This is a genomic window from Paracoccaceae bacterium Fryx2 (assembly GCA_032334235.1).
Classification (GTDB): Bacteria; Pseudomonadota; Alphaproteobacteria; order Rhodobacterales; family Rhodobacteraceae; genus JAVSGI01.
Genome location: JAVSGI010000005.1, coordinates 2,099,836 through 2,114,288 on the forward strand (window position 1 = coordinate 2,099,836; position 14,453 = coordinate 2,114,288).

Below are 14,453 nucleotides of genomic sequence, written 5' to 3' on the forward strand. Positions count from 1 at the left end.
GAATGGCGCGAAACGCGTGCCCACGATCGCGCGAAATCAGCGCCCATTCTCCGCGAAATCCGCAATCTTCCGCAAGATGGAAGCCGCGCACGCCAAGCGCGACCCGTCGGACGAGGCGATGCTGGATGTCGCCTTCCACATGGCGATCATCGAGGCCAGCCACAACGTCGTCATGCTGCACATGATGCGGTCGATGTATGAATTGCTGCGCGAAGGCGTGTTCTACAACCGGCAGATGATGTTCAAGCAGCGCGCCACCCGCGACCTGCTGCTGGCCCAGCACAGGGCGATCAACGCGGCCCTGCTGGCCCGCGACCCCAAGGCGGCTCGCGCCGCGGTCGAGGCGCATCTGACCTATGTCGAACAGGCGCTCAGCGAACAGCTGAAAGCCGACCACCACGAGGAAATCGCCCTACAGCGTTTCGAGCACGAAAAGTCGCGCTGAACGGCATGAAAAAACCCGGCTCGAGGGCCGGGTTTCGCGTTCGTGTCGGGCCGCCCCGGTCTAGTGCATCTTGGCCGCGACCTGGTCGATCGCGCTGTCGATGGTGGCCGACGCCGCGGCGGGCGTCATCTGGCGGGCAAGCAGTTCGGTCGCCGCCGCAATCGCCACGGTCACCGCCTGTTCGCGCACCGCCCGAACGGCCGAGGCTTCGGCCGAGGCCAGCTGATCTTCCGCCGTCGCCATGCGGCGGGCAATCGACAGTTTCAGCTCTTCCTTGGCCAGCCGGGCCGCAGCCATCGCCTCGTCCTTGGCGTTGGCCACGATGCGGTCAGACTGTTCCTGCACCTCTTTCTGCTTGCGCTCGTAAGAGGTCAGGATCGCCCGGGCTTCCTCGCGCAGCGCGCGCGCCTCTTCCAGGTCGGCCTTGATCTGCGCCGCGCGCCTGTCCAGCAGACGCGTGATGATCTCGGGCACCTTGAAGTAGACCAGAGCCCCGAGGAACAGGATGAAACCCACCAGCACGACGAAGTCGGTGTTCTTCAGCGAAGCGAACGGTCCGTCGGTGGCGGCGGCGGCCGGGCCAGCGGCCAGCATGGCCAGAAGGATAAGATGTTTCATCGCCGTCACCCCTTCAGCCGGGCGGAAACCGCCGCAGTCACGCTGCCCGTGTCGGTCTTGCCACCGAAGGCCGCCACGATTTCGCGCGCAGTCTCGGTCGCCACCTCGGTCACGCTTTGCAGCGCACCCGCACGGATTTCGGCAATCCTGGTCTCCGACTCGGCCGCTTTCGCGGAAATCTGCAGATCGGCCTCTGCCATTGCAGCGTCGAGGTCTTTCTTGATGTCGGCCTTGGCTTCCGCCACGATCCGCCCGGCCTCGGCCCTCGCCTTCGCCAGCGCGTCGTTGTAGGCCTTTTCCGCCAGCACGGCCTGTTTCTTCAGGTCGTCGGCGGCGGCAAGATCGTTGGTGATGGTGCCGGTCCGCTCGGCCAGAACGGCCGCGATCCGGGGCAGAGCCACCCGCTCCAGCACGAAATAGATTGCGACCAGCGTGACCAGAAGCCAGAATATCTGGTTCGGGAAGGTCGAGAAATCCAGTTGCGGCATGCCCGCGGCATCGCCACCACCGTGGCCCGCCGCACCTGCCGCCGCGTCAACAGCTTCGGTCGCCATCTTGTTCTCCTGCGTCCCTCGGGAAACCCGGCCAGAGAGGTCTGCACCCCTCTGGCCGAAAGCGTCGGTTTGCCGGGATCAGACGGCGAACATCAGCAGAAGCGCGACGAGGAACGAGAAGATCCCGAAGGCTTCGGCAAACGCGATGCCGATGAACAGCATGGCGGTCTGCCCGGGGGCAGCAGAGGGGTTGCGCAGGGCGCCGGACAGGAAGTTCCCCGCCACGTTGCCCACACCGATGGCCGCGCCGCCCATGCCCATGCAGGCCAGGCCAGCGCCGATGTAGGCACCCATTTGAACGATATCGCCTTCCATGTTCGTCACTCCTTGAGGTTGGAATTGGCTGATTGGATTGTCGCGGAGAACCGCGTCTCAGTGGTGCGGATGCAGCGCATCGCGCAGGTAGACGCAGGTCAGGATCGTGAACACGTAGGCCTGGATGGCCGACACGAGCACCTCCAGGCCGTACATCGCCGTGATGGCAAGGATTGACAGGGGCGAGATCAGCGTGACGGCCGCAAAGGCCGCGAACACCTTGATCACCGCATGGCCTGCCATGACGTTGCCGACAAGACGAATGGAATGGCTGAGCGGGCGCACGAAATACGAGATCACCTCGATCACCGCCAGAACCGGACGCAGCGGCGCAGGCGCCGATGAAACCCAGAACAGCTTCAGGAATTTCGTCCCGTGCAGCATGAACCCCAGCACCGTCACGGTGCAGAACACCAGCAGCGCCAGCACCGCCGTCACCGCGAAATGCGAAGTCGTGGCGAAGGACATCGGGATCAGCCCGAGGAAGTTCGAGAACAGGATGAACATGAACAGCGTCATGATGTAGGGGAAATACTTAACCCCGTCATGCCCGGTCACGTCCTCGATCATCTTGTAGACGAAGCCGTAGGCCAGTTCGGCGATCGACTGGGTGCGCGTCGGGATCAGGGCCCGCCCGCGTGTGCCCAGCACCAGAAGCGCAATGATCCCGACCACGGCCAGCGCCATCCACAGGGTGGAGTTGGTGACGGTATACCACTGGATCTGCTCGCTGCCGAACAGCGGCTTGATCAGGAACTGGTCCATCGGGTGGATCTGAAGACTGCTTTCTGCCTCGGTCGCCACGTTCATTTCCCTTCGGTTCCGCCGGGTTTCCCCGCATCGATCTGCGCTTGCTGCGCCGCCGCCATCTGACGGGCCGTGCCCATCATCGTCCTGACACCGGCAGCAAAGCCGAACAGGGCGAAGATCACCAGGAAGATGGGCATCGTGCCGAACAGCGCGTCCAGCCCGTATCCGATCGCGAGGCCAAGCAGAACGCCCGTCACCAGCTCGATCACCATCCGCCAGGCCAGCTCGCCCTGCGAGAATGCCTTGCCCGCCTCCGTGCGCCGCGCCGGACCGGCCCCGATCTTCTGCGCCAGCCGGGCCTCAAGGGCCCGCAGCCGTTCGGGATCGGGTTCGTCCGCCATCTGCAGCACCCTTCAACAGTCGCGGCGAACCTACGCAGGGCCACCCCCCGAGTCAAGCAAGGATATCCCCCGCCCCTCTCTTTTCAAGCCATTGAGATAAAAGGTTTTTCTGCAATCCGTCCGATCCCCGGTCCCGCCTTAGGGGCCGCCCGACCCCTGCCCCATGTTCAACCGCGCGGTTGACGATCCTGCGGCGCCACGCCACAACTGCGCCATGCCCCATGACCTCGACGCCGTGTTCTCCGCCCTCGCCGACCCGACCCGCCGGGCCATCCTCGCCATGCTGCTGGAAGATGACATGGCGGTGACCGATGTGGCGGAACCCTTCGCGATGTCGCTTGCCGCCATCTCGAAACACCTTCAGGTGCTGGCCGAGGCGGGGCTGATCACCCAGGAACGCCACGGCCGGGTCAAATGGTGCAAGCTCGATCCCGACAGCCTGCGCGCGGCCTCGGTCTGGATGCAGGGCTTCGGCCAGTTCGAGCCGGTCAACCTCGACGCTTTCGAGCGGTTCCTCGAACAGGAACTTGCCACCGAAGCGCCCCTTTCCGGCTTCTCATTGGCCGAAATACCCTCGGGGGGTCCGGGGGCAGACAGCCCCCCCGGTGACGGCGTTCAAAAGGTTTGACAGGGTCGCAAAAAAATCGCAAGCAAAATCAGTGCCTTGAAAAGTGGTCGGTTCGATTGGTTTGACGGGATTTGGGGTTTTCGGGTCGGATTGAGGCGCAGCGGCGGAAAGCGGCTCTGAGGAAATTGAATGAAATCAATGGTGGGCGGTCTGGGGGATATGCCAACCGGGAACTGGTTAGTTCCCGGTTCCCCGTTTCGTGTTGGCCAGATTCGTCGGTAGTTTCACGTCTGGAAGCAACTCCGAAACCATGTCAACGAACAGCTCATGTACACGTTCAAGCTTCTTGTTGCGCCAGTTCAGAAGTTCTTCGTAGGTAATGCCTTCGGCAATCATTTTCGCTGCTTCTTCCTTGGCATAGTCACCAACCGCGCCCGCCCAGTCCTCCGGGGTCAAGTTGAGTATCCGCTCACCAGAAACTATAGCTCCGTTCTTCGCGTAAAATTCTCGGAGGATCGTCTCAAAGACGGCACGGCCCGCCGCATGGCTTGCTCTCTCGACGATCAACTCGACGCTGGGGCTCGCACCTTCGGAGCCAAATACCAGCCAATCCAGCGAAACCCCTAGGCCCTTCGACAGCAGGCAAAGAGCGTCGAACCCTGGAAGGCTCGCGCCACTGCGCAGCATATATTTGTCGAGAGTCCGTTTCGGGATGCCGGTCCGCTCGGCCATGTCTGCGACCGTCCAACCGTTCCGATCCCGAAGGCTCCGCAGACGAAAAGATACTGCCTCTATCATCACGCCGCCTTGACGTTACCCAAAATGGGGAATACCGTTACTCCAATTTGGGTCGCGGTAGTTCCAACATGAGCGTATCAGACAGACACCAAGATTGCCACACCCTGCTGCGGGTGCGCGCGGCATTTGTCGGAAATGGGTCAAATTTCCATGCGTGGTGTCAGGCTGAAGGTGTGGATTATCACAACGCACGGAAGGCCTTGTTGGGCCATTGGAAGGGACCGAAAGCCCTATTGCTTGTTGAAAAAGTGAAGACTGCCGCTGGGGTGACATCATGAATGTTCTGACCGTCGGTTCGATTGTGGGCTTGCCGGACGTTCCAGCAACCAACCGTGGCGTTCGGGACTGGCTGAAGAGGCTTTGCATTCCGACGAAGCAAAGCGGCCAACGCTTCACCTTCGCCTTCACGGACTTGCCCGCCCCGGTGCGCCTTGCCTATATCCAACGCGAGTGTGCGCGGGCGGGGATCTCGGCGGGCACCTATGATGATGTGGCGCATGAACGGTTCGCGGACGCCCCGCCGAAGATGCGGGCGGCGGCAGAACAGAAGGCGGCCGTGGCGCGGCTGTTGATCGCAGCGGGAAAGATGCTGAGTTGGCCTGAGAAGGTCTCCCTCGTCGCATCGGAGCTTGGCGAAAAGGGGGCTTCAGAGGCGTCCTTGAGGCGGGTTTTAAGCGATATTGAAGGGGTCGATCCGATCAACTTCGCCCCCGCGCTTTTGGCGGATTACCGAGGCGGGCGAAAGCCGACAGAAATCCCGGCCGAGGCGTGGTCTTACTTCCTCACCGCCTTGCGGGATGGCGGCGAAGAGTATCCTCTGCGCAAGGCTTGGTGCGATGCCCGCGACCTGAAACTTGCGGAAGGCTGGGACTGGCCGTCCTGGTCGACCGTCTTCCGCCGCTGGGATGCTCTGTCCGAAGTCGAAAAGCTGACGATCCGTGTGGGGCGGGAAGAGGCCGCGCGGCGTCTGGCGCAGCCTGCAGTGCGCGACAAGACTTCGATCCTACCACTGGAATGGGTGTCTCTCGACGGGCGGACGCAGGACTTCTGGGCCGTGGGCGAAGACGGCAAGGTGCGCCGCCATACCTTTCTGGCGCTGGTGGATTGCGCCTCGAATGCCGTTCTCGATTGGGAGGTGGCAGATGCTGAAAACGCGCGCTCGACGGTGCGGCTAATCCGGTGTTGCGCGACAACCATCTTGGCCGGTGCCGACAACCACCTTGGCCGGTGGGGCTGAACGGAAGACGGGCATGCCCGTCTGGAGGGCAGCCCCACCGGCTTGATTGATTTCGGGGAAGGTGCTGGTCGCTGCGGGTTGGTAAGCCGGGTTCCTCTGCCGTCAAACGGAGGATCCGGGTTGGCCTACAAACCCATCAACGACCAGCAATTGAGATTATACATGTCCGACCTCCGATATCACAGTCAGCGCACGTCGGCCGCCCGCGCCGGGTTCAGTGAGCGCACGGCCCGACGGTTCGATGCCGATCCGACGCTGCCCTCGAACCGCAAGATCGTTCACGGGCGCACGGTGGCCGATCCCCTCGAAGGCTTTTGGGAGGGCGACATCCTTCCCTTGCTGGAGAGGGACAGCGCCTTGCAGGCCGTCACCCTGCTGCGCCACCTTCAGGGCCTGCACCCGCTGGCCTTCCCCGATGACCGCATCCGGCGCACCCTGGAACGGCGGGTGCGGCAGTGGCGGGCGTTGAACGGGCCCGAGCGCGACATCATCTTCCGCCAGACGCCGGAGCCGGGCCGCATGGCCCAGTCCGACTTCACTCATGCCGAGGAGCTGGAGGTGACGATCGCGGGCCAGCTATTCCCGCATCTGCTCTACCACTTCGTCATGGTCTACAGCCGGTGGGAGCATGTCGGGGTGGTCCTGGGCGGGGAGAGCTTCACGGCCCTGGCCGAGAACCTGCAGCAGGCGCTCTGGTCGCTCGGCGGGGCACCACAGGAGCATCGCACCGACAGCCTCTCGGCCGCTTTCCGCAACCTGACGGCTGACCAGCGCCAGGATATCACCACGCGCTACAATGCCTTCGTCGGCCATTACGGCATGGAGGCCAGTCGCAACAACCGCGGGGAAGCTCATGAGAACGGCGCGGTGGAGTCCCAGAACCGGCACCTGAAGAAGGCCATCGAACAGGCGCTGATCCTGCGCGGCAGCCGCGACTTCGCCAGCATCGAGGACTACCGCCGCTTCATCGACATTCTGGTGGCACGGCGCAACCGGCAGCGGGCGGCGGCCACGCAGGTGGAACGGGCGCATCTGAAGCCCCTGCCGCGCCGGCGCACCACCGACTTTACAGAGACCGTGGTTCCGGTCACCCGCACCAGCGGCTTTCTGGTCAAGAGCATCTTCTACAGCGCCCCGTCGCAGCTGATCGGGCAGCGCTTGCGGGTCCACCTTTACGACGATCGCCTTGAGGCCTTTCTCGGCAGCACCCTGGTCGTCAGCCATACAAGGGCGCGAGGTCGCGGCGATGGCCATCGCGTGCATGTCATCAACTACCATCACGTCATCCATGCGCTGCGGCGCAAACCGCAAGCCCTGTGGAGTTCGATCTACCGCGACAGCCTGTTCCCGCGAACCGAATACGCTGAGGCCTGGAAGGTGCTGCAGCGCGATCTGCCCCGCCGCGACGCCTGCCGCCGCATGGTCGACCTGCTGTTCATCGCCCACGACCGGGCCTGCGAGGCGGAACTGGCACATCTGCTGGCAGCAGAATTGGACGCGGGCCGGGTGCCCGATCCCGGACCTCTGGCATCCTGCCTGAACCCGCGGCAAACGGCGCTGCCGAGAGATGTTGCCGTCGCCCATCCCTCGCTCGACAGCTTCGATGCCCTTCTGGGAGCCTGCGCATGACCTCCCGCGAGATCGACATCCACACGCTGCCCGGCATGCTGACCGCGCTGCGCCTGCCCAGCTTCCACAAACTCTGGACCGAGATTGCCACCCGCGCCGATGCCGAAGGCTGGCCCGCTGCCCGCTTTCTGGCTGTCCTCGCGGAATACGAGCTGGCCGAACGCGACATGCGCCGCATTCAGCGCCACATGAACGAGGCACAGCTACCGGCTGGCAAGACGCTGGCGACCTTCGACTTCAAGGCGCTGCCAACCCTGCCGCGCGCCCGGATCGAGGCCTTGGCGGCCGGCGACTGGCTGGAGGGTGGCGGCAATCTGATCGCCATCGGCAATTCCGGCACGGGCAAGACGCACATTCTCTGCGCGATAGGCCATGCCCTGATCGAGCGGGGACACCGCGTGTTCTATACCCGCACCAGCGATCTGGTGCAGCGACTTCAGGCCGCCCGCCGCGATCTGGTGCTCGAAGCCGCGCTCGCCAAGCTCGACAAGTTCGACCTGATCATCCTCGACGACATCACCTACGCCCACAAGGATCAGGCCGAAACCGGCGTGCTCTTCGAACTGATCGCCCGGCGCTACGAATACCGCAGCATCGCCATCGCCGCCAACCAGCCCTTCAGCGGCTGGGACCAGATCTTCCCGGACAAGGCGATGACCGTCGCCGCCATCGACCGGCTGGTTCATCACGCAGCGATCCTGGAGATGAATGCCGAAAGCTTCCGCCAGCGCGCGGCCGCCTCCAACAAAGAGGCGCTGAGCAGACCGCCAACGACAACCATCGCCGACAACAAGGACAAAGGAGAAGGCTGAGCGAAAAACAATTCCAGATACGCCAACCCAGCGGCCTAAAACCGGCCAACGTGGTTGACGGTCACGGACATGCTGGTTGACGCGCTACATCCGGCGCGCCTGCGAAACCTATGGGATTTTCGACCGGCTCTATCCGGACAACAGCCGATCCTTCACCGGGAATCTGGTGGCGGGCGGGGCGGTGCACAAGTTCCGCAACGCACCCAAGGCTATGGACGGGGTGAAGCCCTTGGGCATCTGCCACCACCTGGGCATCGCAATCCACTTCGCGACCCCGGAACACGGGCAGTCAAAGATTGCAGAGCGTTGTTTTGCAAGCCTTTCGCGCGTGATTGAAGATCGGCCCGAGTTCAAGGGTGCCCATGCCGGGCATAAGCCCGGCGCAAGCCCGGATGCAGGCGTAACACCCATTGCCCTGGAAGAGGCGCGCCGCGTCCTTGCGCGCGAGGTCAACCGGTACAATGCGGAAACGGGGCGTCGCGGACAGGGGATGCGCGGTCGGTCCTATCGCGACGTGTTCGAAGCGGGATTGAAACTTCGGGTGCGACGGGTCGCGACTTCGCGGCAACTCTATCTGGCAGGGCTGATCTACACGCCGGTGGCGGTGGACCGCTGGGGGCGCGTCACTGTGGACGACTGCACCTATGGTGACCCGGACACGCAGGATGCCCTGCTCAAGTATCACGACCCGAAGAGCAAGACGCGCATCCTGCTTGGGCGCAACCCGGATGACTTCGATCAACCCGCGCTGGCCTACAACGAAGCGGGCGAGTTGATTTGTGAAGGTATTCTGCCGGTGAAGATCGGCGCTTACGGCAGTGTTGATGGCATCCGCACGGCCACCCGGAACCGCAAGGCGGTCACCATCGCGACACGCAGACTGGACGAGGCCCAAGCTTTCATGGACGCCGCCCGGTTCAAGGAACTGACAGACAGCATTCCAGACCCCGGCCCGCTGGTTCCTGCACCCGCAGGCGTTGTTGAGGGGCATTTCGGAAGCACCCTCAAGCCCGCGCGAGTCATGGCCGTTGATCTCGTACATGAGAGCCGCAAGCCGCGTCCGGCGGTGCCGGAAGAGTATCTTAGAAATCTGGACGCGGCGATTGCCCAAGGGCAGGCGTACCGCAGGTAAGGAGACCGATGGGACGTTGGAGCGCCCCATCGGTCAATCACAGCGGGTTTAGGCCCGCATGACAGAACGGAGACAAGCATGGCAGAACACTTGAAGCTGATCAATCCCTACTCTCCGCCCGAGACCGGGCGGTTCGTGATGACCGAAACGGCAACGGATATCCTGAGGACCTTGGGGCACGTCCGTAATCTGGGTGGCGAGGCGATAGGAATGATCGCTGCCGCTCCCGGGATGGGCAAAACCGAAACCTTGTTGCACTACCTTCATGGTGCCAAACGGACCTTTCTGTTCACATGCGTGGCGGGTGAGGCGTCCCCTTTTTCCTTGGCGTTCGGCTTGATGCGGAGTCTCGAACTTGGGGAACCGAACAACTGCCGGATGCCCGCCGAGCGGCTGCGCATTGCCGAAGCCATCGGCACCGACGGAATGCTGCTCGTGGACGAAGCCCAGAACCTCGTACAGCGATATCCAAAGGGAGGCGCGGACTACGTCGCGTTCGAATGGCTTCGCGAAACGGCCCGAGATGGATGTTTCCCACTCGTTTTGTGCGGAGACCTGAAGCTTCTCGATGCCCGGGAATACCTGCCCCAGCTCCGCAGCCGGATACGCCGCCCGGTTGTTGTGCGGAGGGTGCCGGAGGCCGATGTTCAGGCACTTGCCGCCCGCCGCAGTTTGACCGATGCGAGGATCATCGAAGCCCTGTACGCCGTCGCGCGGCACCATGGCGCCCTGCGCGATGTGGCGAACGTCATTGACCATGCGAGCTTGTTCTCGGGCGGTGAGCGGACAGAGTTGGCGCATGTATTGGCCGCAATCGAAGACCTGAAACTTCAGCCCAAGGGTGGCAAGTGATGGCCGATTGCAGCGAAGACTACCGGGTCAAGGCGGCGCGGGAGGGGAAAGCGCTCTATATTCCCGGCAGGCCAGCGGAGCCGGTGACTTCCGATGCGGCGCAATCGGGCATGTCCGACGACATGGTAACGATCCGCCTGACCCACGAAGAGGCATCACGCCTGGAACTGGCGACGGCGGAAGTGCCCTACCTTCTGGGCCATGCCGAACAGGTCTTTACGTTCCTGTGGTCCATGGCGGCGGGTGGGCACATCGGTCACGACGATCCCGGTGTCACCAGCATCCATGAGCTGTGCGCCCGCGCCTACAAGCACGCGGCAGCGCAGGAGGGCGCGGCAATCGACATGTTCGACGCCAAGCTTCGCATCGCCATGGCGGCGGTCGCGCAGGCAAAGCTTGCGCGCAAGGCGGGCGGGCAACGGGACACGACGTTTGGCAGAGGAGAACCGGAATGACGATAAGCAAGCAACAGAAGGCCATCCTGTATGTGGCGAAGGCCAAGCTCGGCCTGGATGACGAGACCTATCGGCGCGTCCTGGCGAAGTGCGCGGGCGTCACCAGCTCGACCGAACTGGATCAGGCGGGTTTCGATGCCGTCATGGGGTTTCTCGATCATGTCGGCTTTCGCCCGCTGGTGGCGGACGGGCCGTCCTATGGCAAGCGGGCGGGCTTTGCCTCGCCGGGTCAGGTGGAGCTGATCCGCACCCTGTGGATGGAGCTGCATCAGGCGTGCGAGCTGGACGAGGCCGCGCTGTGCGGCTGGTTGCTGAAGTGGTTCAAGGTGTCCTCGCTGCGCTTCCTGACCGTGGCACAGGCCCCCAAGGTGATCACCGCCCTGAAGGCGTGGAAGTCGCGGGCGCGGGCGGCGTGACCGGCGCGCGACCTGGACGGGGTGCAGGCAAGGGCGGCGCGGGAAACCGTGCCGCCCTTTGCCCTTGCCGCAGACTCCATAGGAAGGCCGTGGAAAGCCCTTTCGTGTTCCGGGCCACCTGACTACCCGAAACCCCCTCACCCCGTTTAATTTCGTCGGAAACCTGTTTAATTTCACGATCCTGATTGGCAGGCTCCGTTGGCCGCGCATCCGGGCGGGAATATCGGCGCGGTGTCCCCCGATTGGGAAGGGGGCTTTTCGAGAAATCGAAGACCTGATGCTGGTTCGATTCCAGCTCCGCGCCGGTCGCGCGGCCTCGCCCGGGGCTTCCCGGAATCGGGGCGGTCTGATAGTCTCGGGCGGCTTGCCGGGGCATGAGGCCGTCGCGCTCATAACGCGAAACCGCTTCGGGCGTTCAGGTACGGGACCGGCAAGCCCTCCCTTCAACCCGCCCAGCCGCATTCCCCCGCAAGGGTGTGCGGGTGTTTTGCACGCGCGCGCGCGAGTATGGTCCTTCCATCCACAACGGCTTGCACAAAGCCGCAATGACAGGAAGGGCCTATCGCCGTGATCATCAACAGCCAAACGCTGGACCTTGCCTTCCGGGGCTTCAAGACCGTCTATTCCGATGCCTTTGCCGCCGCCCCGGCCCATGCCGACAAGATCGCCATGACGGTGCCGAGTGCCAGCCGCGATGAGACCTATGGCTGGTTGGGCATGTTCCCCCGCCTGCGCGAATGGGTCGGGGGGCGCTACGTCAACGGGCTGAAGGCGCACGGCTTCACCATCGCGAACCGCAAGTTCGAGGCGACGGTTTCGGTCGGTCGCACCGACATTGCCGACGACAAGCTCGGGCTCTTCAAGCCGATGTTCGCGGAAATGGGGCAGGACAGCCGCCGTCACCCCGAAGAGCTGGTCTTCGGCCTGCTGAAGGCGGGCTTCACCACCAACTGTTTCGACGGCCAGAACTTCTTCGACACCGATCACCCGGTTGAACTGGACGCCGGGGCCGCGCCGGTTTCGGTCAGCAACATGCAGGCCGGATCGGGCGCGCCCTGGTTCCTGCTGGACACGTCGCGCGCCATGCGCCCGATCATCTGGCAGGAACGCGAGAAGTACGAGTTCCAGTCGATCACCGGCACCAACGACCAACATGTGTTCATGAACGACGAATACGTCTACGGCGTCCGGGCGCGGGTCAATGCGGGCTTCGGCCTCTGGCAGCTTGCCTACGGCTCCAAGGCCGACCTGACCGAAGAGAACTACGCCGCCGCGCGGGCGGCGATGATGGACTTCAAGAGCGACGGCGGGCGCATCCTGGGCGTGACCCCGACTGTCCTGGTCGTACCGCCTTCCCTGGAAAGCGCGGCGCTGCACCTGCTGAACACCGAAACCAAGGACGGCGGCGGGTCGAACCCCTGGAAGGGCACGGCGGAACTGATCGTCACACCCTACGTCGCCTGACGCCATGCCCGGGCTTTCCCTTGGCATCTGCGACCGCGCCCTTGCGCCGGGCGGTGATGCGCCGGAATGGGTGCAGCTCTTCCCGGAAGGGCGGATGACCGGGCGCGACGGTCGCGAATTCGATCTGGCGGACCCGGCCGCCCTGGTGCTGGCGTTCCAGTCTTCCGGCGTTGATCTGCCGATCGACTATGAGCACCAGAACGACAGGCCCGAAGCCAAGCTGAACGGCCCGGTTCCGGCGGCGGGCTGGATCAAGGAACTGAAGATCGCGGCGGGCGGGCTCTGGGGGCGGGTAGACTGGACGGCCACGGCGCGCGAGCTGATCGGCAACCGGGAGTACCGCTACCTGTCCCCCAGCTTCCTCTTCCACCCGAAGACCAAGGCGATTGTCCGGCTGAAAGGCGCGGGCCTCGTGCACAACCCGAACCTCCACCTTGCCGCCCTTGCCAGTCAGGAAGACGCCATGCCCCCCGAAACTACCCCCGCCGCAGCGCGCTACGCCCGCCTTGCCGAAGCTCTGAAGCTCGGGCCGGACGCAACCGAAGAAGAGATGCTGGCCGCCTTGGCGGAGCTGCTGAAGGCCAAGGGCGCGGATGCCCCGGACCCGGCCAGGTTCGTGCCGGTCGAGACGGTGCAGGCCATGCTGGCCGAACGCAACCTGACCCTTGCCACCGCCTCCGAAGGCCGCGCGACCGAGAAGGTCGCGGATGCCCTGCGGCGCGGCTACATCTCGCCCGCGATGAAGGGATGGGCAACCGCGCTCTGCATGAACGACGAGGCGAGCTTTGACAGCTTCGTTGCCAGCACGGTTCCGGCCTTCGCGCATCTTCTGAAGCCGTCGCACATGGGCGCGCTGCCGCCCAGCAGCCCCGCGACGCGCACCGGTTCGGAAATGGCGGAAGCCGTCTGCGCGCAGCTCGGGCTGCCGCCGGGCACGCTGAAAGACTGAAGATCGGGCCGGGGAAACCCGGCTTGATGCCAGCGGAGAAGAGAGAGCTCCGCGAGTGGCACCCCGTCGGCCGGTTTTTTCCTGGGCCGGTTGGCGGGGGGTCGGGCGAAACACCGCAAAGCAGGAACCTTCCCGAATGACAGAACTCGCGCGCCCTTTCCCCCGGCCAACTGCGCAGGTGCAACCCTATTTCGACGTTCTCGGGCTTGACCTGACGGTTGACTTCCTGCTGACCTTCGGCGGCGCGGAGCTTGCGGTTTCCGGCAATCCGCAGGGCCGGTCCCGGCTTGAGTCGCTGGTGGGTGCCGACAAGGCCCGCGCCCTGGGAAAAACCCGGCATCTCCTGCAACGCCGCGTCCCGCTTGCCAAGGCATGGCTTGCCGCCGTCCTGGACTGGAAGGGCCATTCCACCGCCGAGATCGCCCGGACGCTCCGCGCCAGCGACACCAGCGTGCGGAACTGGCTGAAGGCGGCGGAAGAAAGGCGGGCGGGATGACGGAAGGCCGGGCGTCCCCTCATTCGCGTCACCTTGCGGTGACGACCCCGAATTTCCGCCGTCATCATCCCAACCGGAGAGATAACCCATGACCGCCGATTCCCGCAACACCGATCAAAGCGCCAATCGCGCGCTGATCAGCGATGCCCTGACCGAGGCGCGCCGGAACCGCGACCTTCTTGCCCTTGCCACCGCATCGGCAGCGAACGCTTTAACCGCCCTTGAAGCCATCCTTCACGGCAGCTTTATCCCGCCGGCCGAACCAGTCTCGCCAACCGCAGAACATCGCCGCCTTCACAAACCCGGCACCCCTTCCCGGATCACTGCCGACCCAGAGATTGAAGCCTTCGTCCGGGCGCGGCTGGACCGGATGACCTTCGACCAGATCGTCTCCGCCGTGTCGGAGCACTTCACGCCCGACCGCCACATCAGCCGCAGCGGCCTGCACCGCTGGTGGCACCGCGACGGCAAACCGTCCGACCGCGCCAATCGCGAGTAACCAGCTGTTCCCAGCTATTCCCCGAAATCGTCATCCAGGGTCTTCCGCCGTCAGGTTCCCTCT

The 14,453-nt window shown here is 64.2% G+C and carries 17 protein-coding genes, 1 tRNA gene and 2 pseudogenes; 14 read left to right on the forward strand and 6 right to left on the reverse strand.

What is annotated here, in order from left to right; translation table 11 throughout:
- The first annotated feature begins 64 nt into the window (after positions 1-64).
- Positions 65-445, forward strand: a pseudogene (locus RNZ50_19370) (FCD domain-containing protein).
- A 60-nt stretch (positions 446-505) separates the two neighbouring features.
- On the opposite strand, the gene RNZ50_19375 reads toward RNZ50_19370, so the two are convergent.
- The 5 genes from RNZ50_19375 to RNZ50_19395 form a co-directional block, all read right to left on the reverse strand.
- Positions 506-1,063 carry a F0F1 ATP synthase subunit B gene (locus RNZ50_19375; GenBank protein ID MDT8857154.1) on the reverse strand — a complete coding sequence of 186 codons (558 nt, stop codon included), beginning with the start codon at positions 1,061-1,063 and terminating at the stop codon, positions 506-508.
- Positions 1,064-1,068: 5 nt separating this feature from the next.
- Positions 1,069-1,617 (reverse strand): F0F1 ATP synthase subunit B', encoded by a 549-nt coding sequence (locus RNZ50_19380; protein ID MDT8857155.1) that lies wholly within the window; start codon positions 1,615-1,617, stop codon positions 1,069-1,071.
- Between the two features lie 78 nt (positions 1,618-1,695).
- Entirely contained in the window at positions 1,696-1,932 is a 237-nt protein-coding gene (locus RNZ50_19385; GenBank protein MDT8857156.1) for a F0F1 ATP synthase subunit C, read from the reverse strand.
- Positions 1,933-1,989: 57 nt separating this feature from the next.
- Positions 1,990-2,742: a F0F1 ATP synthase subunit A gene (locus RNZ50_19390; GenBank protein MDT8857157.1), complete on the reverse strand. Its 753-nt coding sequence runs from the start codon at positions 2,740-2,742 to the stop codon at positions 1,990-1,992.
- Complete coding sequence (locus tag RNZ50_19395) at positions 2,739-3,083, reverse strand: AtpZ/AtpI family protein (GenBank protein MDT8857158.1); 345 nt, start codon at positions 3,081-3,083, stop codon at positions 2,739-2,741. The genes RNZ50_19390 and RNZ50_19395 overlap by 4 nt, the downstream gene beginning before the upstream one ends.
- Before the next feature lie 214 nt (positions 3,084-3,297).
- Here RNZ50_19395 and RNZ50_19400 point away from each other — a divergent pair.
- Positions 3,298-3,612, forward strand: a pseudogene (locus RNZ50_19400) (metalloregulator ArsR/SmtB family transcription factor).
- Between the two features lie 276 nt (positions 3,613-3,888).
- Here RNZ50_19400 and RNZ50_19405 read toward each other — a convergent pair.
- Positions 3,889-4,449 carry a helix-turn-helix transcriptional regulator gene (locus RNZ50_19405; protein MDT8857159.1) on the reverse strand — a complete coding sequence of 187 codons (561 nt, stop codon included), beginning with the start codon at positions 4,447-4,449 and terminating at the stop codon, positions 3,889-3,891.
- A gap of 274 nt (positions 4,450-4,723) precedes the next feature.
- On the opposite strand from RNZ50_19405, the gene RNZ50_19410 reads away from it, so the two are divergent.
- The 12 genes from RNZ50_19410 (at position 4,724) to RNZ50_19465 (ending at position 14,390) form a co-directional block, all read left to right on the forward strand.
- Positions 4,724-5,686: a DNA-binding domain-containing protein gene (locus tag RNZ50_19410; GenBank protein ID MDT8857160.1), complete on the forward strand. Its 963-nt coding sequence runs from the start codon at positions 4,724-4,726 to the stop codon at positions 5,684-5,686.
- Between the two features lie 120 nt (positions 5,687-5,806).
- Entirely contained in the window at positions 5,807-7,315 is a 1,509-nt protein-coding gene (istA, locus tag RNZ50_19415; GenBank protein ID MDT8857161.1) for an IS21 family transposase, read from the forward strand.
- Positions 7,312-8,127, forward strand: a complete 816-nt coding sequence (istB, locus tag RNZ50_19420) for an IS21-like element helper ATPase IstB (GenBank protein MDT8857162.1) — start codon at positions 7,312-7,314, stop codon at positions 8,125-8,127. Before istA ends, istB begins: the two co-directional genes overlap by 4 nt.
- Positions 8,128-8,203: 76 nt before the next feature.
- Complete coding sequence (locus RNZ50_19425; GenBank protein ID MDT8857163.1) at positions 8,204-9,259, forward strand: transposase domain-containing protein; 1,056 nt, start codon at positions 8,204-8,206, stop codon at positions 9,257-9,259.
- 78 nt (positions 9,260-9,337) lie between these two features.
- Positions 9,338-10,111: an AAA family ATPase gene (locus RNZ50_19430; protein MDT8857164.1), complete on the forward strand. Its 774-nt coding sequence runs from the start codon at positions 9,338-9,340 to the stop codon at positions 10,109-10,111.
- The gene (locus RNZ50_19435) at positions 10,111-10,566 is read left to right on the forward strand and encodes a hypothetical protein (GenBank protein MDT8857165.1); all 456 of its coding nucleotides are present in this window, start codon (positions 10,111-10,113) and stop codon (positions 10,564-10,566) included. The genes RNZ50_19430 and RNZ50_19435 overlap by 1 nt, the downstream gene beginning before the upstream one ends.
- Positions 10,563-10,982: a regulatory protein GemA gene (locus RNZ50_19440; GenBank protein ID MDT8857166.1), complete on the forward strand. Its 420-nt coding sequence runs from the start codon at positions 10,563-10,565 to the stop codon at positions 10,980-10,982. The genes RNZ50_19435 and RNZ50_19440 overlap by 4 nt, the downstream gene beginning before the upstream one ends.
- A 225-nt stretch (positions 10,983-11,207) precedes the next feature.
- Positions 11,208-11,287 (forward strand) — tRNA-Ser (locus RNZ50_19445).
- Between the two features lie 262 nt (positions 11,288-11,549).
- Complete coding sequence (locus RNZ50_19450; protein MDT8857167.1) at positions 11,550-12,446, forward strand: Mu-like prophage major head subunit gpT family protein; 897 nt, start codon at positions 11,550-11,552, stop codon at positions 12,444-12,446.
- Between the two features lie 4 nt (positions 12,447-12,450).
- Positions 12,451-13,395: a phage protease gene (locus RNZ50_19455; GenBank protein MDT8857168.1), complete on the forward strand. Its 945-nt coding sequence runs from the start codon at positions 12,451-12,453 to the stop codon at positions 13,393-13,395.
- A 136-nt stretch (positions 13,396-13,531) separates the two neighbouring features.
- A complete protein-coding gene (locus RNZ50_19460) occupies positions 13,532-13,891 on the forward strand; it encodes a helix-turn-helix domain-containing protein (GenBank protein ID MDT8857169.1) in 360 nt (119 codons plus the stop codon).
- Positions 13,892-13,979: 88 nt separating this feature from the next.
- Positions 13,980-14,390, forward strand: coding sequence for a hypothetical protein (locus tag RNZ50_19465; protein MDT8857170.1), 411 nt, complete (start codon positions 13,980-13,982; stop codon positions 14,388-14,390).
- Positions 14,391-14,453 lie beyond the last annotated feature (63 nt).

Bases quoted from the DNA above. Each gene is read 5' to 3' on its own strand.
- RNZ50_19385 (MDT8857156.1), bottom strand. From the start codon at position 1,932: ATGGAAGGCGATATCGTTCAAATGGGTGCCTACATCGGCGCTGGCCTG.
- RNZ50_19405 (MDT8857159.1), bottom strand. From the start codon at position 4,449: ATGATAGAGGCAGTATCTTTTCGTCTGCGGAGCCTTCGGGATCGGAAC.
- RNZ50_19430 (MDT8857164.1), top strand. From the start codon at position 9,338: ATGGCAGAACACTTGAAGCTGATCAATCCCTACTCTCCGCCCGAGACC.
- RNZ50_19380 (MDT8857155.1), bottom strand. From the start codon at position 1,617: ATGGCGACCGAAGCTGTTGACGCGGCGGCAGGTGCGGCGGGCCACGGT.
- RNZ50_19395 (MDT8857158.1), bottom strand. From the start codon at position 3,083: ATGGCGGACGAACCCGATCCCGAACGGCTGCGGGCCCTTGAGGCCCGG.
- RNZ50_19455 (MDT8857168.1), top strand. From the start codon at position 12,451: ATGCCCGGGCTTTCCCTTGGCATCTGCGACCGCGCCCTTGCGCCGGGC.
- RNZ50_19440 (MDT8857166.1), top strand. From the start codon at position 10,563: ATGACGATAAGCAAGCAACAGAAGGCCATCCTGTATGTGGCGAAGGCC.
- istB (MDT8857162.1), top strand. From the start codon at position 7,312: ATGACCTCCCGCGAGATCGACATCCACACGCTGCCCGGCATGCTGACC.
- RNZ50_19410 (MDT8857160.1), top strand. From the start codon at position 4,724: ATGAATGTTCTGACCGTCGGTTCGATTGTGGGCTTGCCGGACGTTCCA.
- RNZ50_19375 (MDT8857154.1), bottom strand. From the start codon at position 1,063: ATGAAACATCTTATCCTTCTGGCCATGCTGGCCGCTGGCCCGGCCGCC.
- RNZ50_19435 (MDT8857165.1), top strand. From the start codon at position 10,111: ATGGCCGATTGCAGCGAAGACTACCGGGTCAAGGCGGCGCGGGAGGGG.
- RNZ50_19390 (MDT8857157.1), bottom strand. From the start codon at position 2,742: ATGAACGTGGCGACCGAGGCAGAAAGCAGTCTTCAGATCCACCCGATG.
- RNZ50_19465 (MDT8857170.1), top strand. From the start codon at position 13,980: ATGACCGCCGATTCCCGCAACACCGATCAAAGCGCCAATCGCGCGCTG.
- RNZ50_19460 (MDT8857169.1), top strand. From the start codon at position 13,532: ATGACAGAACTCGCGCGCCCTTTCCCCCGGCCAACTGCGCAGGTGCAA.